The 17884-nt window shown below is 66.6% G+C and carries 20 protein-coding genes; 7 read left to right on the forward strand and 13 right to left on the reverse strand.

Translation table 11 applies throughout. The features are described from left to right. The first annotated feature begins 64 nt into the window (after positions 1 to 64). Positions 65 to 607 (forward strand): ankyrin repeat domain-containing protein, encoded by a 543-nt coding sequence (locus tag VGT00_08920; GenBank protein HEV8531524.1) that lies wholly within the window; start codon positions 65 to 67, stop codon positions 605 to 607. 393 nt (positions 608 to 1000) lie between these two features. Beyond that, positions 1001 to 1438, forward strand: a complete 438-nt coding sequence (locus VGT00_08925) for a hypothetical protein (protein HEV8531525.1) — start codon at positions 1001 to 1003, stop codon at positions 1436 to 1438. Here the strand turns inward: VGT00_08925 and VGT00_08930 are convergent. The 3 genes from VGT00_08930 to VGT00_08940 all read right to left on the reverse strand — a co-directional run bounded on the left by VGT00_08930 (position 1435) and on the right by VGT00_08940 (position 4255). Further along, entirely contained in the window at positions 1435 to 2625 is a 1191-nt protein-coding gene (locus tag VGT00_08930; GenBank protein HEV8531526.1) for a CaiB/BaiF CoA-transferase family protein, read from the reverse strand. The genes VGT00_08925 and VGT00_08930 overlap by 4 nt on opposite strands. 149 nt (positions 2626 to 2774) lie before the next feature. Then, on the reverse strand, positions 2775 to 3530 hold the full coding sequence (locus tag VGT00_08935; protein ID HEV8531527.1) for an N-acyl homoserine lactonase family protein: 756 nt from the start codon (positions 3528 to 3530) through the stop codon (positions 2775 to 2777). A gap of 2 nt (positions 3531 to 3532) precedes the next feature. Next, a complete protein-coding gene (locus VGT00_08940) occupies positions 3533 to 4255 on the reverse strand; it encodes a metal-dependent transcriptional regulator (protein HEV8531528.1) in 723 nt (240 codons plus the stop codon). 139 nt (positions 4256 to 4394) lie between these two features. On the opposite strand from VGT00_08940, the gene VGT00_08945 reads away from it, so the two are divergent. The 5 genes from VGT00_08945 (at position 4395) to VGT00_08965 (ending at position 9146) form a co-directional block, all read left to right on the forward strand. Continuing rightward, positions 4395 to 5558, forward strand: coding sequence for an acyl-CoA dehydrogenase family protein (locus tag VGT00_08945; protein ID HEV8531529.1), 1164 nt, complete (start codon positions 4395 to 4397; stop codon positions 5556 to 5558). Continuing rightward, the gene (locus VGT00_08950) at positions 5558 to 5971 is read left to right on the forward strand and encodes a hypothetical protein (GenBank protein ID HEV8531530.1); all 414 of its coding nucleotides are present in this window, start codon (positions 5558 to 5560) and stop codon (positions 5969 to 5971) included. The genes VGT00_08945 and VGT00_08950 overlap by 1 nt, the downstream gene beginning before the upstream one ends. A 48-nt stretch (positions 5972 to 6019) precedes the next feature. After that, positions 6020 to 6826: a creatininase family protein gene (locus VGT00_08955; GenBank protein ID HEV8531531.1), complete on the forward strand. Its 807-nt coding sequence runs from the start codon at positions 6020 to 6022 to the stop codon at positions 6824 to 6826. A 186-nt stretch (positions 6827 to 7012) separates the two neighbouring features. Further along, a complete protein-coding gene (locus VGT00_08960; GenBank protein HEV8531532.1) occupies positions 7013 to 8068 on the forward strand; it encodes a YncE family protein in 1056 nt (351 codons plus the stop codon). 88 nt (positions 8069 to 8156) lie between these two features. After that, positions 8157 to 9146 carry an ABC transporter substrate-binding protein gene (locus tag VGT00_08965; GenBank protein HEV8531533.1) on the forward strand — a complete coding sequence of 330 codons (990 nt, stop codon included), beginning with the start codon at positions 8157 to 8159 and terminating at the stop codon, positions 9144 to 9146. A 621-nt stretch (positions 9147 to 9767) separates the two neighbouring features. Here the strand turns inward: VGT00_08965 and VGT00_08970 are convergent. From VGT00_08970 to VGT00_09015, 10 genes are all read right to left on the reverse strand, one after another. Then, positions 9768 to 10658 (reverse strand): cation diffusion facilitator family transporter, encoded by an 891-nt coding sequence (locus tag VGT00_08970; protein ID HEV8531534.1) that lies wholly within the window; start codon positions 10656 to 10658, stop codon positions 9768 to 9770. A gap of 3 nt (positions 10659 to 10661) precedes the next feature. Then, on the reverse strand, positions 10662 to 11150 hold the full coding sequence (locus VGT00_08975; GenBank protein ID HEV8531535.1) for a DUF192 domain-containing protein: 489 nt from the start codon (positions 11148 to 11150) through the stop codon (positions 10662 to 10664). Next, complete coding sequence (locus VGT00_08980) at positions 11147 to 11977, reverse strand: metal ABC transporter permease (protein HEV8531536.1); 831 nt, start codon at positions 11975 to 11977, stop codon at positions 11147 to 11149. The genes VGT00_08975 and VGT00_08980 overlap by 4 nt, the downstream gene beginning before the upstream one ends. 2 nt (positions 11978 to 11979) lie before the next feature. Beyond that, on the reverse strand, positions 11980 to 12723 hold the full coding sequence (locus tag VGT00_08985) for a metal ABC transporter ATP-binding protein (GenBank protein ID HEV8531537.1): 744 nt from the start codon (positions 12721 to 12723) through the stop codon (positions 11980 to 11982). Next, entirely contained in the window at positions 12723 to 13325 is a 603-nt protein-coding gene (locus VGT00_08990; protein HEV8531538.1) for a phosphatase PAP2 family protein, read from the reverse strand. Before VGT00_08990 ends, VGT00_08985 begins: the two co-directional genes overlap by 1 nt. A gap of 44 nt (positions 13326 to 13369) precedes the next feature. Next, a complete protein-coding gene (locus VGT00_08995; protein ID HEV8531539.1) occupies positions 13370 to 14263 on the reverse strand; it encodes a zinc ABC transporter substrate-binding protein in 894 nt (297 codons plus the stop codon). After that, on the reverse strand, positions 14260 to 15093 hold the full coding sequence (locus tag VGT00_09000; protein ID HEV8531540.1) for an iron chelate uptake ABC transporter family permease subunit: 834 nt from the start codon (positions 15091 to 15093) through the stop codon (positions 14260 to 14262). Before VGT00_09000 ends, VGT00_08995 begins: the two co-directional genes overlap by 4 nt. A 5-nt stretch (positions 15094 to 15098) precedes the next feature. After that, complete coding sequence (locus VGT00_09005) at positions 15099 to 16022, reverse strand: metal ABC transporter substrate-binding protein (protein HEV8531541.1); 924 nt, start codon at positions 16020 to 16022, stop codon at positions 15099 to 15101. A 14-nt stretch (positions 16023 to 16036) separates the two neighbouring features. Further along, entirely contained in the window at positions 16037 to 17470 is a 1434-nt protein-coding gene (locus tag VGT00_09010) for a hypothetical protein (GenBank protein ID HEV8531542.1), read from the reverse strand. A gap of 90 nt (positions 17471 to 17560) precedes the next feature. After that, a partial coding sequence (locus tag VGT00_09015) for a hypothetical protein (protein HEV8531543.1) occupies positions 17561 to 17884 on the reverse strand: 324 nt, incomplete at its 5' end.

A 17884-nucleotide genomic window follows, 5' to 3' on the forward strand; every position in this document is an offset into this window, starting at 1 on the left:
CTTACCAGAGGGGCTCCGGCGCCGCTTGACTTGCCTCGGGTCGGCACCTAGACTCCCGTGCCAGATGAAACGCCACGCGCTGTCGCTCGCCCTCGCGGCGCTCTGCGCGCTCATGGGCTGCGTTCGCCCGGTGGACGAGCAGCTCCGCCAGGCCACCCTCGGCGGCAAGCCGGACGAGGTGAAGCAGCTGCTTGGGCAGGGCGCGGATCCCGGCTATCAGTACGCCGGGTGGACCGTCCTCATGTACGCGGCCCGCGACGGCCAGCTCGAGATCGTGCGGACCTTGCTGGATCGCGGGGCCAAGGTGGACGCGGTGGCGCCCCGGGGGATCACCTCGCTCATGGTCGCCGCCCAGCGCGGTCAGGTCGAGATCGTGAAGCTGCTGCTGGCCAAGCGCGCCTTCATCAACGCCAGGAACGACAATGACAACACGGCCCTGATGTACGCGGCCGAGTTCGGCCATTTCGACGTGGTCAAGGTCCTGGTGGACGCCGGCGCGGACCTGAACGTGCGCGACGGCGACCGCGAGACCGCCCTGGGCATCGCGCGGCGGCGCGGCCATCTCGACATCGTGCGCCTGCTCACCGACAAGCGCGCCTGGGAGTAATCTGGGAGCCATACTTTCAACCTAGTGTCGTTTTCTTACGATCCCAGCGGAGCTGAAGCCGTCGAGGAGCGACAAAGACGCTGGAGTCTAGGCCGTGGGTGTATCGCTTCTGGCACACGCTACGGATGAACATCGTGTAGTACCCTGGTTGCCACGTCGAGGTAGGGATTGACGGGCTGGCTTGCCATTCCTGCCTCTACAAGCAACTCACGCACACTCCGGCCGGCACTCCACCGGGATATACATTCTCGTGTCGCTTCTCTTTCTCGCGCTGGGCGGCTGCTTTGCTGGCGCGTGAAATGAAGACCACGCCTGGAAATGCATTAGCATTGGCGCCGCCCTGCCGATGATTGTCTCTTCTCTGGCCCTTCCTCATAGGACGAGGTGAAGTCGATGAAGGTCACGATGCTGTTGGCAGACGCTGCCCAGGCCGTCAATGGGAAGCTCTATATTCTCGGGGGTGGATGGTCGGTTGCCGGCCCTGATCCGACTCCCATGGCGATCGCCCTCAAGATCGAGGTGCCCTGGGACCAAGCGAACAGGCTTCACGAGTTCACGCTTGAGCTCCTGAACGCGGATGGTCAGCCCGTTCGGGTGCCGACGCCGGATGGCGATCGCCCGATCGAGCTTCGCGGGAATTTCGAGGTAGGACGTCCCGCGGGTTTAATAGCTGGGACTCCTCTGGACACTACCCTTGCCATCAACATTGGGCCGCTGCCGATCCCTTCCGGCGGACGGTACGTGTGGCGCCTGTCGATTGATGGGCGGGCCGATGAAAATTGGGAGATCGCGTTCTCGACGAGGACCGGACAACCAGACCGGCACCCCTAGCCTACGATCTTCTTTTCCCGTAGCCCCTTGATGTCCGCGGCCGTCATCCCGAGCTCGCGCAGGACGGCCTCCGTGTGCTCGCCCGCGTACGGGGCGGGCGTGCGGACGGTGCCCGGCGTGCCCGAGAGCTTGATGGGGATGCCGAACTCCTTGATGGTGCCCAGGGTCGGGTGCTTCATCTCGACGATCATGTCGCGCGCCTGCACCTGAGGGTCCTGCACCATCTCCTCGGGGTCGTAGACCTTGCCCACGCAGACGTCGGCCTTGACGAGCAGGTCGAACCACTCGTCACGGTTCTTGGTCCTGATCAAGGCCTCGATCTCCTCCCGCGCCTTGACCTCCTCGGGATTGGCCGCGCGCACGAACTGATCGTGCTTGCGCGCGAACCGGACGAAGTCGGGGCGGCCGATGGCCTTGCAGAAGTTCTCCCAAAGCCAGGGCTCCGTGCAGCCGATGGTCAGGAGCTTGCCATCCTTGGTGTCGTAGATCGCGTAGTAGGGGTAGGAGCCGCCCAGGAAGCCCTCGCCCCGCTTGGGGGCCAGGCCGTCGCTGAAGTAGAAGCGCATGTTGGGCGTGGCGGCAAGCAGCGCGATCGTGGTGTCGAGGTAAGAGACGTCCACGTACTGGCCCTTGCCCGTGCGCTCGCGGGCGAAGAGCGCGAACATGACGCCGAGGGCGCCGTGCATGCTGGCGCCCGCATAGTCGGCCACGAGATTGAGGGGGATGACGGGCTTCCGGTCGGGCTCGCCGATGAGGGTGAGCACGCCGGCCAGCGACAGATAGTTCATGTCGTGGGCAGGGTAGTCGCGATATGGGCCGTTCTGGCCGAAGCCCGAGAGCGAGCAGTACACGATGCGCGGGTTGAGAGCCCGGACGGTCTCGTAGTCCGCGCCAAGGCGCTTCATGACGCCGGGCCGGAAGCCCTCGATGATGACATCGGCCTGGGCCGCCAGCTTGGTGAAGATCGCCTGGCCCTCGGGCGCCTTCATGTTCAGCGCCATGGAGCGCTTGTTGCGGTTGACGTAGACGAAGGCCGCCCGCCGCTGCTCCTCGGGATCCTCCTGTGTGTCGCTGGGCGTGTCGATCTTGAGCACGTCCGCGCCCATGTCGGCCAGCATCATGCCGGGCATTTCCGCGGGAGGAACGCGCGCCAGCTCCAGCACCTTGATGCCGTCGAGAACTCCCATGCTGTTCCTCCTTGGATCGACCCCCTCACCCTGCCCTCTCCCCCACTGGGGGAGAGGGATCACTAAAGGACGAACTTTGCCTCTCTCCCAACAGGAGAGGGAAGTTCGAACCCCTCTCCCCTCAGGGGAGAGGGCAGGGTGAGGGGTGGTTAGCGATACGCGTCGGGCGCCTTGATGGCGGACGCCCAGAACACGGGGTCATGGCTCGGAAAGATGCGCCCGTTCATGAGGCGCGCCACCGTCTTGAGCCGCTTGATGGAGTGCATGGCCCGCGTCGGGTCCCAGACGACGCCGGGCGGGATCTCCTTGTCGATGGACTCCTGCCAGTAGCAGCAATCGCCGGCGAGGATCACGGGCCCCGTCTGGGGCAGCTCGATCAGGAGCGATTGATGCCCGGGCGTGTGCCCGTCGCTCCGGAGCGCGGTGACGCCGGGCACGATCTCCGTGTCGCCGTCGAGGAGCCGCCAGCGATAACCGGGCAGGTCGAAGTTCTTCTTGTAGTAATAACCCGAGAAGAATCCCGCCGGGTAACTGGCATACGCGTACTCATCCTGCTGAGCCACGAGCTCCGACTTCGCGAAGAGGAAGGTGCCGCCCGCGTGATCGAAATGCAGGTGTGAGAGCACCACCACATCGACATTCTCGGGCTCGATTCCGACCGAGTCGAGCCGGTTCACGAGCAGGTCGGCTTCCGTGAAGTCCGCCAGGGAGTCGTTTCTCAGGAGGCCGGGCACGGCGCGCGGCGAGAGGCCGGTGTCGAAGAGGATGGCGGTGTCCGAGGTCTTGATGAGGTAGCAGGCGATGGGGATGCGCACCCTCTCGGCCGAGCGCTCGCCGAAGAAAAGGCCGCTCTTCTCGAAGCCCATGAAGCCGTTCTGCAGCGCGTAGAGCGCCTGAACGGACATGACTATCGGGCGGCTTTGCGGGCAGCGCGGAGGCGCGCGGGCTTGCGCCTCGGCGCCGGCTCTTGCGGATCGTAGACCCAGATCTTGTGCGAGGCGACGAGGCCCATCGTGATGATGCGCCCCTCGAGATCCACGGAGATGGTGCCCGCATAGGGCGCCACCTCGGTGACGGTCAGCCGGCTGCCCGGGCGGATGCCGCTCTCCCAGAGGAAGCGCAGGAGCTGGCGATCCGCCTCCGCCTCCTCCGTGATGCGTTCGACCACGAAGGTCGAGCCGGCCGGGGCCTGGGAAAGGGGGATGGGGTTGTGCGCCTCGGGCTCCGGCATGCCCGGGATCGGATTGCCGTGGGGGCAGGTGCTCGGCATGCCGAGGATGGTGGCCAGCCGCTCCTCTACTACGGGCGAGAGCGCGTGCTCGAGCCGGTGGGCTTCATCATGCGCACGCGACCAGTCGAGCCCGAGCACGTCCGTGAGCCAGCGCTCGATGAGCCGGTGGCGCCTCGCCATGGTGAGGGCGATGTCCAGGCCCTTGGGAGTGAGCCGGATCTCCTTCTTGCCCGCTACCCTGACATAGCCCTCGCGCTGCATGCGCCGCAGGGCCTCGGTGATGGACGGCGCCGAGATGTGCATGTGCCGGGCGAGCCGCGCGCCGATCACGGGCTTGTCGCTGCCCGCGAGATCGTAGATCGCGCCCAGATAATCCTGGATGGCCGGGGTCGTTTCCATGCGTCGAGGATACTCCCGGGGCTTTCCGCGGGGCAAGTCCGTGCTATTCTTTCTGAGTTTTCGTTCGCCTCGGACGGCGGGGCCCCAGCCCCGCGAGCGTCCTGCGGCTCGCACTTCAAAGGCCGGCAGGGAGGCCACGATGGACTTCGCGCTCACCGAGCAGCAGGAGCTGATCCGCAAGGAGGTCGCCGCCCTGGCCCGGACCTTCTCTCTGAACTACTGGCTCGAGAAGGACAGGAAGGCGGAGTACCCGACGGAGTTCGTCAAGGCCTTCGCCGACAACGGCTGGCTCGGGCTCATGATCCCCGAGGCCTATGGCGGGGCCGGCCTCGGCGTCACCGAGGCTGCTCTCATGCTCCACGAGATCTGCGCCTCGGGGGCCGGCACCTCGGGCGCCTCGCCCATTCACTTCTACTGCTTCCCGCCCGAGCCCGTGGTGCGCTACGGTACGGACGAGCTCAAGAATCGCGAGCTGCCGAAGATCGTGACGGGCGAGACCGTCATGGCCTTCGGCGTCACCGAGCCCAATGCGGGCACCGATACCTCGCGCATCCAGACGCGGGCGGACAAGAAAGGCGATCGCTGGATCGTCAACGGCCGCAAGGTGTGGACCACCAATGCCCAGCACGCCAATCGCATCCTGCTTCTCGCGCGCACGAGCGACCGCGATCCCGCCCGGCCGCTCAAGGGCATGACCCTCTTCTTCACCGAGTTCAACCGCCAGGCCATCGCGGTGCGCGTGATCGAGAAGCTCGGCCGCGCCGCCGTGGACTCCAACGAGATCTTCATCGACAACCTCGAGGTGCCCGAGGCCGACGTGGTGGGCACGGTGGGCGACGGCTTCTATCACCTGATCGACTCCCTCAATCCGGAGCGCATCGTGATCGGCATCGAGGCCGTGGGCATCGGGCGGGCCGCCCTCGAGCGGGCGGTGCAGTACGCCAAGGAGCGCGTCGTCTTCGACCGGCCCATCGGGAAGAACCAGGCCATCGCGCATCCGCTCGCCTTGGCATTGGCCCAGCTCGATGCCGCGGAGATGATGTGCCTCAAGGCGGCCTGGCTCTTCGACACGGGCCGGCCCTGCGGGCGCGAGGCCAATGCCGCCAAGCTCCTGGCCGCGGAGGCGGGCTTTCAGGCCTGCGACGCGGCCCTGCAGACCTTCGGCGGGTATGGCTATGCCAAGGAGTTCCACGTCGAGCGTCTGTGGCGCGAGATCCGTCTCTACAAGATCGCGCCCATCTCGCAGCAGATGGCCCTGAACTACCTCTCCGAGCACGTGCTGGGGCTGCCCCGCTCGTACTGATGCCGCTGACCCTCTCCACCATCGACCGGGCCTACGACGCACCCGACGCGGACACCATCGCCAAGGTTCTGGGCTCGCTCGATGGCCGGCGCGATGTCTTTGCCACCCTGGCCCGCGCCGAGGAGACGTATCTCCAGGCCACGGGGAGCGCCACCGCCGGCTTCATGCTGACCAATCAGCAGGGCTCGCTGACCCAGCGCTACCGGACGGTGGGCGTCTCCGTGCCGCTCGAGCGGACCGTCGAGATCTTCGTCCAGTACTCCCTGGGGGACGAGCAGTGGCGGCAGGCCGTGGCCTGGGAGCCCGATCAAGTCGAGGTACCCCAGGTCGCCTGGTACGAATCCTGGCTCGTGTACATCATCGGCTTTTCCCTCGTGATCGCCCTCTTCGTCTGGTGGCGCGGCTGGTGGTAACTGTGCCGATGCTTGGATAAGGCTCGGCTCATCCTGTAGGCTACGCTCATGAAATCATCAGTGACCGGGCTACTCCTGTGCGTGCTGCTGGTCTGGGCGACAGGCGCGCTCGCTGAGGCGCCGGACACCGTGTTCCTGGAGGAGCTGACCTGGACGGAGATCCGCGATCGGATACAAGCCGGGGAAACGACGGCCATAGTCCCGATCGGAGGGACCGAGCAGAACGGTCCGCACATGGCGGTGGGCAAGCACAACGTGCGGGTGAAGGTGCTCTCCGACAAAGTCGCGCGCACGCTGGGCAACGCTCTGGTGGCGCCCGTGCTCGCCTATGTGCCGGAAGGCCAGGTCAGTCCGCCCACCGGGCACATGAGGTTCCCCGGCACGCTCACCGTGCCCGACGATGTTTTCCAGCGGGTTGTCGAGTACGCGGCGCGGAGTCTCAAGCTTCACGGCTTCCGCCACATCGTGCTCCTGGGCGATCACGGATCCACCCAGTCCGGCCAGAGCGCGGTGGCGATGCGGTTGAACCGGGAATGGGCGGCGACGCCCGTACGGGTCCACGCCGTTGGAGAGTACTATCGAGCGAGCCAGGACGAGTTTCACCAGCTCCTGAAGGCGAAGGGCTATCGGGACGACGAGCTGGGCAGCCACGCCTCCCTCGCGGATACCTCCCTCATGCTCGCCGTCGATCCCCGCCTGGTGAGGATGGACCGCCTGCGCCGCGGGACGGGGCTCGCGGGGGACGGCGTGGATGGCGATCCAAGGCGAGCGAGCGCGGAGCTGGGCCGGCTCGGAGTGGAGGCCATCGTGGCTCGTACGGTCAGTGCGGTCAAGACCGCGATCGCACGTCCATAGGATCGGCACGAGAAAGGCGAAGTGAACCGAAGCGTCGATTGCGGAGCGTGAGAAGTGCCTGTCCCGTCACTGAGTGATACCTGGCGTCGTCCCCTTGCCGTGATCTGCCTCGCGGCCGCCGTGTCCTGGGGGTATGGCGACGCGGCCGCGCAGCAGCCCGCCCGGGCGGTGGAGACAGTGCCGGGGATGCCCCCCGTGGTGGACCCGAGCAATCTCTACAGCGAGACACGCGCGGAAAAGATGAGCCCCGTGGCGGCCGTAGCCCCGGCGCGCGTCTACGTTCCCAACCTGAAATCGAATGAGGTGTACGTGATCGACCCCGCCACCCTCAAGGTGGTGGACAGGTTCCGCGTCGGCATCAATCCCCAGCACGTCGTCCCCTCGTACGATCTCAAGACGCTCTGGGTGACCAACAACGCGGAGGGCCGCACGGACGGAAGCCTGACCCCGATCGACCCCATGACGGGCAAGCCGGGCCGGGCCATTCCCGTCGATGATCCCTACAACATGTACTTCACCCCCGACGGCCGCTCGGCCGTGGTGGTGGCCGAGGCGCTGAAGCGGCTCGATTTTCGCGATCCCCAGACCATGACGCTCCAGAGCTCGCTCTCGGTGCCGCAATGCGCGGGGATCAATCATGCCGACTTTTCCATGGACGGGCGCTTCGCCATCTTCACCTGCGAGTTCCAGGGCAGCCTGGCCAAGGTCGACATGGCCCACCGCAAGGTGCTGGGATATCTCAAGCTGTCCCGGGGCGGCATGCCCCAGGACATCCGCGTGTCCCCCGACGGCAAGGTCTTCTTCGTGGCCGACATGCGGGCCGACGGGATCTTCGTGATCGACGGCGAGACCTTCAAGGAGATCGATTTCATCAAGACCGGAAAGGGCACGCACGGCCTCTACCCGAGCCGGGACGGGACCAAGCTCTACGTGTCCAACCGCGGCTCGAATCACGTGCATGGGCCGCCCCGCGGCAAGGGCAGCGTCTCCGTGGTCGACTTCGCCACGCGCCGGATCGAGGCGAACTGGCCCATTCCGGGGGGCGGGAGCCCCGACATGGGGAACGTGAGCACCGACGGGAAGCAGCTCTGGCTCTCCGGGCGGTATGACGACGTCGTCTACGTCTTCGACACCGCGACCGGCAAGGTGACCAAGATCCCCGTGGGCAAGGAGCCTCACGGCCTCACGGTCTGGCCCCAGCCCGGCCGCTACTCCCTCGGCCACACCGGCAACATGCGCTGAGGCCGCTGAAAAAGGCCCATCTGCAGGAGTGCGGCCCCCATATCCCGTCAACGCAGAGTCCCAGACCGCCTGCTCGGAGGACCCAGTGATGGAGCGCAGAATATTCATGGCGGTGATGGCAGGCGGCCTTCTCGCCGCGCCGCTCGCCGCCGAGGGGCAGCAGGCGGGGAAGATTCTCCGAATAGGCTTTCTGTCACCGAGCTCTCCTTCTGACTCGCGAAATCCGCTTCGGCTCGGAGCTCTCCAGGAAGGCCTGCGCGAGCTGGGTTATGTGGAAGGTCAGAACCTCTCCATTGAGTCCCGATGGGCGGAGGGAAAGTACGAGCGGCTTCCCGGCCTCGCGGCCGAGCTGGTCCGTCTGAAGGTGGACGTCATCGTCACCTATGCCCCACCGGCGATCCAGGCCGCAAAAGAAGCGACCGCGACGATTCCCATTGTCATGGGAGGCGTCATTGATCCGGTGGCGACCGGCTTCGTCGCTAGCCTCGCCCGGCCCGGAGGAAACATTACCGGGTTGTCTCTGATGGCGCCAGAGCTGGTTGGGAAGCAGTTAGAGATCCTCAAGGAGGTGGTTCCCAAGGTCACCCGAGTGGCCGTGCTCGGGAACCCTGCCAATGCCGGCACTACAGTCCAGCTACGCCACGCGCAGGACGCGGCTCGGACCTTGAGACTGCAGCTTCAACCTCTGCAGGCGCGCGGTGCCAATGAGATTGACAGCGCCTTTGCCGCGATGACCGAAAAGGGGGCCGGCGCGGTTGTTGTTCTCGTGGACGCGATGTTCGTTGATCAGCGAACACGTATTGCTGACCTCGCGACACGCCGTCACCTGCCGTCGGTGTATGGGCTGATTGACTTCGCGGAGGCCGGTGGCCTCATGTTCTACGGTGCAAACGATGCTGACCGGTTTCGGCGCGCAGCGTATCTCGTCGACAAGATCTTGAAGGGCGCGAAGCCTGCCGACCTCCCTATCGAGCAACCCACCAAGTTTGACTTGGTCATCAACCTCAAGACCGCCAAGGCGCTCGGCTTGACGATCCCGCAGTCCTTGCTGCAGCGGGCGTACGAAGTGATCCAGTAAGCGATGTATCTCCCCGACTCCGTGGACCCGCGCGGGTCGGAGGGAAAGTGAGAAAGGCACCGCTCAACGCATTGGAGGCGGCGAACAAGCCCTTCACAGGAGGATTTGCGCGCTCATGGTCGCCGGAACTCTTCCATCCATCGGCGGATCACTTTAAGCCGAGGCACTCCATCGTGTACTGACACTTCGCGCATCGGAATGACTGCAGGTGCATCAAGGCTCCGGGGTTCTTGAAAAGTCCATCCATCGCGCGACGCACCTCGTACTCCTTATAGGTCGGGCCAAGGTGTTTCAGGGTCAGGCTCAGCAGACACAGGTAACAAAGGAACGTGTGAGTCCAGGGGGCGCTGAAAAGGATGGCACTGACGATCGGTCGAACGAGTTCGTCAACGGTGGAGCCCATCGCTCTTGCCTCCGCATTCGTGGAGTATCCCGCGCACGCGGGAGGGAGGCAACGACTATGTTGGGCAGACGACAGATAAAAGTGGCTCGTGTCAACTCACGCTAGAGAGAAGGCAAGAATGACCGGGTAGGTGTTTCCTGGTAGTCGCCCTCCCTTACACTTCACGGCGGGTTCCCTCCTGTAAATGGACTTTCATGCTGACCGCGCGGGCGAGGAGTCTAAGAGCGCGGAGAGATCTGCAGGAGCGAAGGCGACTCGGTCTCGATCTGGAGCGTGGTGTGGTCGATGCCGAAGCGCGCGTGCAGGATGACGTGAAGCTCCTCGAGGATCTTGTCGGCCGGTGTCCCGGGCTCGACCACCACATGAGCGCTCATGGCCTCACGCCCCGAAGTCAGCGTCCACACATGAAGATCGTGCACGCGGCGGACGCCCGTCGCGGCGAGTAACGCGGTCTCGATCTGCCCCAGATCGAGGTGGGGCGGGACGCCTTCCAGAAGCACGTTGACGGCCTGCCTCAGCAGGGTCACCGTGCGAGGAAGAATGAGCAGGCCGATGGCCGCGCTGGCCAGGGCGTCCGCCGTCGTCCAGCCCGTGAGCAGGATGACGCCCGCGGCGGCGATGACGGCCGCCGAGGACAGGGCATCGCCCAGCACCTCGAGATAGGCGCTGCGGACGTTGAGGCTCTCTCCCGCGCCGGCATGCAGGAGCCACGCGGCGAGGAGATTCACGCCCAGAGCCGCCACCGCCACGATGAGCACGGGCCCCGCCAGCACCTCCTGGGGCCTCCGCATGCGCTCCCACGCTTCGAACAGAATGACGAGGGCGACCACGCAGAGGATCACGCCGTTGAGCAGGGCGGCCAGGATCTCGACGCGGTAGTAGCCGTAGGTCTTTTCCGGCGTGGCCGGCCGCTCGGCGAACCAGACGGCCAGGAGCGAGAGCCCCACGCCCGCCGCATCCACGAAGAGATGCGCCGCGTCGGCCAGGAGAGCGAGCGAGCCCGTCCACCAGCCCGCCGCCACCTGGATGACCATGAAAGTCGTGGAAAGCGCGAACACGGCCCAGAGCCGGTGCTTGTGCCGCGAGGAGTGCGTGTGGCGCTGGTTCACGGCCTACTTGGACACCGAGGTCAGGAGCCGCGCCTCGCCCTGACGGATGCCCTGGCTCTCGTAGAAGCCGGCGCGGGCCTCCAGCGCGTAGCGGAAGTTGCCCAGGGGGCCATAGAGCGCCGTGGGGCTCGGGTCCATGCGGAGGATGGCGAAGATCTTGCCGTCCTCCTTGAGGAACGCGATATCGAGGGCGGCGCGGACATTGTTCATGTGGAACTGCGTGTAGATCTCGCGCCCGAAGTCGAACAGGATGAGCGATTTCTGGATCTCTTCCGGCGTCGCGCACTGGAAGCCGGCCGCGGTCTGCTCGGCCGTCTCCGCCACCTTGACCCGGAGGGCCATGCTCTTGGTCTCCATCTGCACGGTCACCATGCGGATCGGCATCGCCGCGAAGGCCGCTCGCCAGCGCTTGCACTCGCCGTCCTGCGCCGAGGCACCCGCGACGATGAGGAGGACGACCGCGCCGATCAGGGCCAGGCGCACACGTGTCATGAGCGAAGCTCCCTGGAAGGCCGGATCCCCGGTACGCGGCGGAGCGCCGTGGCCATGGCGAAGATGAGGAGCGCCGTCAGCACGATCGCCCCGCCCGCGGCCAGCCGGAGGTAGTAGGCGGCGATGAGACCGATGACCACGGAGGCCAGAGCCATCACGATCGCCACGACGGTGGCGCGGCGAAAGCTCGTGCCGATCGCGAAGCCCGTCAGGGTCGGGATGACGATCATGGCGCTCACGAGGAGCACCCCGACCATGCGCATGGCCACCACCGTGGTCAGCGCCGTGAGCACCGTGAGAGTGAAATTGAGCGCGGTCACCTGGACCCCACTCGTCCTGGCCAGATCCTCGTTGAGGGTGATGGCGAAGAGCCGCCGGTACGACAGCGCGATGGTCGTCACCACCACCGCGCCGAGGGTCAGGATGAGCCAGACGTCCATCGGGCTCACGGTCAGGATGCTTCCGAACAGGATGGCGAAGAGATCGGCATTGAAGCCCTGGGCGAGGCTGATCAGCACCACGGCCACGGCAAAACCGCCCGAGAGGAAGACGGCCAGCGCGGCGTCACCCTGGAGGGCGCCGCGGGCGCGGAGCCGCTCCATGCCGAGCGCGCCACCCACCGTGACCACGAGGGCGCCCAGGATCGGCGAGGCGCCGAGGAGAAGCCCGACCGCCACGCCGGCCAGCGCGACGTGGGCCAGGGTATCGGCGATGAGCGAGAGCCGTCGCGGCACGAGGAAGATCCCGATCAACGGACAGATGACCGCCGTGATGGCGCCGGCCGCGAAAGCCCGCTGCATGAAGCCGAACTGCAGGAATTCCGGCATGCCTAGTGGTCGTGGCTCACCACGCGCACCGACGGCCCATACAAGGCCGTCAGCGCGGCGTCGCTCAGGAAGTCGCCCGGACGGCCGTGGAAGATCAACCGCCGGTTGAGGCAGGCGAGCTTGGTCACTTCCTTGGCCACCACGCCGATGTCGTGGCTGACCAGGATGAGGGTGACCTCGCGCTCGCGATTCAGGTGGTGGAGAAGTGCATAGAAGGAGGTCTGCGCCTCGGGATCCACGCCGCCCGTCGGCTCATCCAGGATGAGCAGCTCGGGGTCGGAGACGAGGGCGCGCGCGATGAGCACGCGCTGCTGCTGCCCCGTGGACAGCGCGCCGATCCGCGCGCGCGCGTGCGCCTCCATGCCGACGCGGGCCAGCACCTCCTTGATGCGGCTCCGCTCGGCCCTCCCGGTCCGCTGGAAGAGCCCGAGGACCGAGACGAGCCCGCTCGCCACCACCTCCTCGACGGTGACGGGCAGGGAAGGGTCGAGGGTGGCCTTCTGCGGCACGTAGCCGAGCCGGCCCCACTCGCGAAAAGCCGCCGGAGGCTTGGCGAAGAGCCTGACCTCGCCCTCCGTCGGTGGGAGGAGGCCCAGCATCACCCGCAGGAGGGTGGTCTTGCCCGAGCCGTTCGGCCCGATGATGCCGAGAAAGTCGCCGGGCTCCACGGTGAGGTTGATGCCGTCGAGGACACGCACCGGACCGTAGTCGACGGCCACGCCCTCGAGCTCGACGAAGGGGCGCATCAGGTCTGGCTCCGGCTCGCGTCCCACCAGGCGCCGGCCGCGGCGCACGAGCCTCCCAGGAGGAAGCCGCCCAGGACGTCCGAAGGCCAGTGGGCATGCAGCACCATGCGCGCGATCCCGACCAGGACCATCACGCAGAGGACGGCAATGGTGACCGCGAACCGCTGCATGCGTCCCCACCGCTCCTTCACCGCGAAATAGATGGCCAGAACGGCGAAAGCCGCCGCGCCGGTGGCATGGCCGCTCGGAAAGCCCATGGCGCGGCCTCGCGGGCGGGTGCGGCCAACCAGCACCTTGGCCGCGTGCTCGAGTACGGGCGCGCCGATCAGAATGAGGGCGATGAGCCACCATCGCCGCCGAGCGTGAGGCGATACGACGAAGAGGAGGACCGTCGCGGGGACCAGGCCCTTCCAGTTGCCGAAGATATTGGCCCAGGAGAAGAACTCGCGGACGGCCGGGGTTATGCGGGAGAGGATCTCATTGTAGAGGGCCGTGTCGCCGGGCAGGAGGCCGACACTGAAGACGAGCACCGCGAGAGCCAGGAAGAGGGCTCCGCCTCCGATCGAGAGCATGAGCCAGCGACGTGCCGCGAGGTCGTCCATGGCTTCAGATTGTACTCGAAGCTCCCGAGGGGACGGCCGTCCCGCTACGTGCACCCGAGGCCGGCTCGGAGGCTCTGGAGGTTCTGGGCCATGAGGTCCGTATAGCCCTTGCCGGCCGCGGCCTCCTGAGCCGTCACGCCCTCGATGGGATTGAGCGACAGGATCTTGGCCCCCAATTCGCGAGCCAGGGTATCGCCGAGGCGCGGGTTGACCAGGGGCTCGACGAAGATGGCGGTGACTTTCCGCTGGCGCGCAATGCGCACGATGTGCGCGAGAGCGGCCGGACTCGGTTCCGATTCCGGGGCCAGCCCCATCACCGCCACCTGTTCGAGCCGATAGCGTCGGGTGAGATAGCTGAACGCCGTGTGCGTCACGACCACTTCGCGCCGCGCGCACTCGCGTAGCCCCGCCTGGAAACGCTCGTGGAGCGCGGCCAGCTTCGCCTGAAAGGCCCGGGCGTTGGCATCGTAGACGGCCTTGCCGGCCGGATCGCCCCGCTCGAGGGCCCCACGGATCGCTTCCACCTCGCCCTGCGCGAGGACGGGATCGAGCCACACATGCGGATCGACCTCGGCGCCGCCCGCCCCGGCCGCTCTCGCCAGACCGGCGCTCGCGGCGACCACGACCATGGAAGGCCCCGCGGCTTCCGCGATCATCTTCTCGGCCCAGGGCTCGAAGCCCGCGCCGTTGTACACGAAGACGCGCGCCCGCCGGAGACGCGCCACGTCCTGCGGCGACGGCTCCCAGTCGTGACCGTGCACCCCGGGCGGCACGAGCGAGACGACCTCCGCGCGATCGCCCGCCACCTGATGCGCGAAGTCGTACATCGGGTAGAAGCTCGCGATGACGAGCGGCTTGGCGTCGGGAATGGGGGACTGCTGACAGCCCGCAAGCGCGAGGATCGCGAGCAGGGGCAGCGAGGATTGGATCCGCTTCACGCGCGAACCATGCCGCCCCTTGCGCGTGTGACCGCGGCCAGGATGAGCAGGATGAGCCCGAAGGCACAGACGACCGTCGCCCCCGTCGGAAGGTCGAGAATGGCCGAGGCGCCCATGGCGATCACGCTCACCAGAGTCCCGAAGCCCCAGGCGATGGCGAGCCGCCTTGCCACAGACCCTCCGATGAGATTAGCCGCAAGCGTCGGGACGATCAGGTACGAGAAGACGAGGAGGACGCCGGCGATGCGCACGGAGCTTGTCACGACGACCCCGAACGACGCATAGAAGAGAAAATCCCACCCGCGAACGGGCAGGCCCTCGGCGTACGCTCGGTCGGGAAACTCCGAGATCAGGAAGAACGGCCGCCGGCAGAGCAAGTGGAAAAGACCGATCAGGCTGTAGAGACACGCGACCTTGATGACCTCGCTCCCTCTGACGGCGAGGATGCTGCCGACCAGCATGCCACGAAGGTGCTCGGCGCCATGGGGTGTGCGATCCGCGACGAGGATGGCCGCCGCCGCCGAGACGGCGTAGACAACCCCGATAATTGCCTCCTGGGAGACGCGGCGCTCCCGGCTCCGCGTGAGAGCGAAAACGAGGGCGCCCAGGATCGTGAAGCTCAAGCCCAACACGTAGGACTCCCACGAGTCGAGGTCGTGGCCCCAGAGGAGCGCCGCCGCCGCCCCCAGCGCCGCGATCTGCGCGAGGGCGATGTCCACGAAGACGACCTCCCGCGCGATGACGTGGAGCCCGAGATACGCGTGGATGCCCGTAAGCACCAGGCACATCAAGAACGGCACCCACATCAAGACGAGAAGGTCGTGGGCCATGCAGCCTATTTGAGCATCTGGGCGAGCGTCCTGACGTTGAAATCGACGGCCTCGATGAAGGTGTCCGTTCCCTTCACGGCCCCGACCGTGGCAGCCAGCGTGGCGACCTGCGCTCCCGATTCCTGCGCCACCCGCTGGATCAGCTTGAGGTCGCTCCACGGCTCCGTGACGATCAGCTTCACGCGATCCTCCTTGATCAGATTGATGAGCTTGACGAGATGGTTCGCCGTCGCGGGTATCCCGGGCCGCTCCTCGATCGTCCCGACCTGGACGAGCCCGAAGCGCGTGAGGAGGTAGGTGTAGAAGGCATGGTTGGCTACCACCGGCGCACCCTTGTATGGCTCGAGCATCCGGGTCCAGCGCGCCATGGCTTCCTGGAGACGGGCGAGGAACTGTTGTCGGTCGCGCTCGAAGGCCGCACGGTGCTTGGGGGCGATCCGGGCCAGCCCCTCGAGGATATTGGCGGTGACCTGCGGCGCCATCCCCGGGTCGAGGCTGTAGTGAGGATTGCCGAGCGGATGGACGTCGCCCATGGACCGGTCCACGCGCGTCTTGGGCACCTCGAGGACGAGGATGCCCTGCGAGGCGTCGATACGACCGGGCGCGCCGGGGGTCACGTTCGCATTGTTGGCGCCCCGGACGACCACGTCGGCCCAGTCGTCGAGCTCGAGGCCATTGACGATCATGGCATCCGCCCTCCGGACTTTCACCATGAGGCTCGGACGCACCTCGAGGTCGTGCGGATTCTGGTTCCCGCGCGCCATCGCGTCCACCTCGGCCAGGTCTCCGGTGACGATCTCGGTGAGCGCTTTCAGGTCGGTGGTGCTGGTGACGATGCGCAGCTTTTGCGCGTGAGCCGACGATACGCCGAGCAACAGTGCGGCGGTTGCCAGCAGAGAGGCCAGGGTCAGGAGTCGTCGCATGGTCATGTGATTCCTCGCTATCAGAACGGATGCGCCGGGTGGGCGCCCAAGATGAACGTGGCCTGCAAGAAGAGCTCGTCCACCTTCCGAGCGCTGCCGCCATTGTCCGCGAAGTTCAAGTAGCCGCAGCAGTGGCTGCGCTCCGTGTGTTTGTAGCCCAGGCGAAAGCGCAGGAATTCGGAGGGATAGTACGCGATGAAGGGCCCGACCGCCCACTCCTGCCCGGGATTGACCGGGTACTGGGTCCAGTCGTAGCGGAAGCCCAGGAGCCACTTGGAGAGCTCGCCGTGGGCGAAGGGCCGCACGTCGGCCCCGATGTAGAAGCCCTGCCGGTTGCGGTGCCGCGTCTGGTCGACCACGGCCTCTGCCGAGGAGTCGTTGACCACGACATCGCGAAGGGAGATGAGGTACTCGCCGTAGGCGGTGAAGAGCGCGCGCTGCCAGCCCGGCGGCGTGTACTTGTACTTCATGTCGAAGCCGATGATGGTGTTCGGCTTCTGCTCCGGCGTGTCGCCGTTGGCGATGGACGAGCCGAGCTGGATGGCCCCGAAGTCGCCGAGGTCGAAGAAGGTGCGGATGCGACCGGTGGCGAGCGGGTGCCGGAGCGTGTTCCGGCCGAAGGCGACCTGGTTCTCGCCATTGAAGACGCCGCCGAGGACCTGCAGATAGAAGGGCAAGGGCGGAACCCACGTCGCCTCGAACCCGTTGTCGCGCAGCCCCTCGGGGCCGAAGAACTGCACGAGCACGTTGGGATCGTCGATGAAGGGTCGGTCGTGCGCGTGAAGCTCGTTCAAGAGGCCGAAGCGATTGCGGACGCGCCCCATCTTGAGCTGGGTGCCGAAGGGCAGGGTCATCAAAGTCAGGTGCGCCTCCGCGAGAGCCACGTTGAGCTCGCCGCCCCGCGACCCCAAGCCGCTCTCCACGATCACGACGCCACGAGCATACGGATCGATCTGACCAAAGGCGGAAAGCTCGACCTCACGTGGGAAGAAGAGATTCTCGAGTCCCGAGAAGCTGCCCCCCTGGTTCTTCTCGACATTGCTCTGGGTCAGGTTGCCGACGAAGTCGCCGGCCACGCCCATGTCGAAGAGGAGCTGTCCCGCGCCGCGCCGCTCGTAAAGCGCGAAGGGCTGGCGCGGGCGGACGAGATCCATGGGCGAGGGCGGACTGCCTCCGGGCGGTTGCGTCTGGGGCGGCAGCTGGGCCGTCACCGGCCCCGACCCGGCCGGCGGGGCAGCGACCGGCGTGGTCGCTGTCGGCTGGCCCTGGGACTCGAGCCGCTGGAGGCGATCGGCCATGGTCTCCATGGTCTTGCGATACTGCTCCTGCATGGCCTCGAACTGCTTGCGCATCTGCTCCATCTCTCGGCGGATCGCCTCTGTGTCTTGCGCGTGGATGGGCACGGCCGGTGCGAGCAAGCCCACCACGAGAGCGACGGCAATGAGTAGACGCATGACGTTTCCTCCACGAGTGACGAGAATGAGCGGCCGTGAGCGGAGAGACTCCGCGTACGGGCCGACGATTACGGGATCAGCAGAAGCGAGTTAGGCGAGGGGCGGAGCGCGAGGAGACGCGGAGCTCGGAAGCGCAGTGGCGATGCTGCTTGACCCGGCGAGAATCGTGCCGAAGCCGATGAGGACGATCCCGGCCGACGCGGGCGCGGCGGGCAGAGCGCCGGCCGTATGGACGGCGGCGAGGACGGCCAGCGGACACTCGGCATTGTAGAAACCGAGTGCACCGTCTTCATGGGAGTGGACGGGCTGGCTGCCCTCCACGCCCAGGGCGAGCGATACCAGGGCCAGCAGCAGGAGCACGGCGGCCCGGGACGCCGACCGCTTCGTGAGGCCGAAGATTGGAGAGCTCATCGG

The sequence above is a fragment of the Candidatus Methylomirabilota bacterium genome (genome assembly GCA_036002485.1).
GTDB lineage: Bacteria > Methylomirabilota > Methylomirabilia > Rokubacteriales > CSP1-6 > AR37.

Excerpts from the sequence above, each read along its gene's own strand:
- VGT00_08920 (HEV8531524.1), top strand. The coding sequence starts at position 65 with ATGAAACGCCACGCGCTGTCGCTCGCCCTCGCGGCGCTCTGCGCGCTC.
- VGT00_08925 (HEV8531525.1), top strand. The coding sequence starts at position 1,001 with ATGAAGGTCACGATGCTGTTGGCAGACGCTGCCCAGGCCGTCAATGGG.
- VGT00_08930 (HEV8531526.1), bottom strand. The coding sequence starts at position 2,625 with ATGGGAGTTCTCGACGGCATCAAGGTGCTGGAGCTGGCGCGCGTTCCT.
- VGT00_08935 (HEV8531527.1), bottom strand. The coding sequence starts at position 3,530 with ATGTCCGTTCAGGCGCTCTACGCGCTGCAGAACGGCTTCATGGGCTTC.
- VGT00_08940 (HEV8531528.1), bottom strand. The coding sequence starts at position 4,255 with ATGGAAACGACCCCGGCCATCCAGGATTATCTGGGCGCGATCTACGAT.
- VGT00_08945 (HEV8531529.1), top strand. The coding sequence starts at position 4,395 with ATGGACTTCGCGCTCACCGAGCAGCAGGAGCTGATCCGCAAGGAGGTC.
- VGT00_08950 (HEV8531530.1), top strand. The coding sequence starts at position 5,558 with ATGCCGCTGACCCTCTCCACCATCGACCGGGCCTACGACGCACCCGAC.
- VGT00_08955 (HEV8531531.1), top strand. The coding sequence starts at position 6,020 with ATGAAATCATCAGTGACCGGGCTACTCCTGTGCGTGCTGCTGGTCTGG.
- VGT00_08960 (HEV8531532.1), top strand. The coding sequence starts at position 7,013 with ATGCCCCCCGTGGTGGACCCGAGCAATCTCTACAGCGAGACACGCGCG.
- VGT00_08965 (HEV8531533.1), top strand. The coding sequence starts at position 8,157 with ATGGAGCGCAGAATATTCATGGCGGTGATGGCAGGCGGCCTTCTCGCC.
- VGT00_08975 (HEV8531535.1), bottom strand. The coding sequence starts at position 11,150 with ATGACACGTGTGCGCCTGGCCCTGATCGGCGCGGTCGTCCTCCTCATC.
- VGT00_08980 (HEV8531536.1), bottom strand. The coding sequence starts at position 11,977 with ATGCCGGAATTCCTGCAGTTCGGCTTCATGCAGCGGGCTTTCGCGGCC.
- VGT00_08985 (HEV8531537.1), bottom strand. The coding sequence starts at position 12,723 with ATGCGCCCCTTCGTCGAGCTCGAGGGCGTGGCCGTCGACTACGGTCCG.
- VGT00_08990 (HEV8531538.1), bottom strand. The coding sequence starts at position 13,325 with ATGGACGACCTCGCGGCACGTCGCTGGCTCATGCTCTCGATCGGAGGC.
- VGT00_09000 (HEV8531540.1), bottom strand. The coding sequence starts at position 15,093 with ATGGCCCACGACCTTCTCGTCTTGATGTGGGTGCCGTTCTTGATGTGC.
- VGT00_09005 (HEV8531541.1), bottom strand. The coding sequence starts at position 16,022 with ATGACCATGCGACGACTCCTGACCCTGGCCTCTCTGCTGGCAACCGCC.
- VGT00_09010 (HEV8531542.1), bottom strand. The coding sequence starts at position 17,470 with ATGCGTCTACTCATTGCCGTCGCTCTCGTGGTGGGCTTGCTCGCACCG.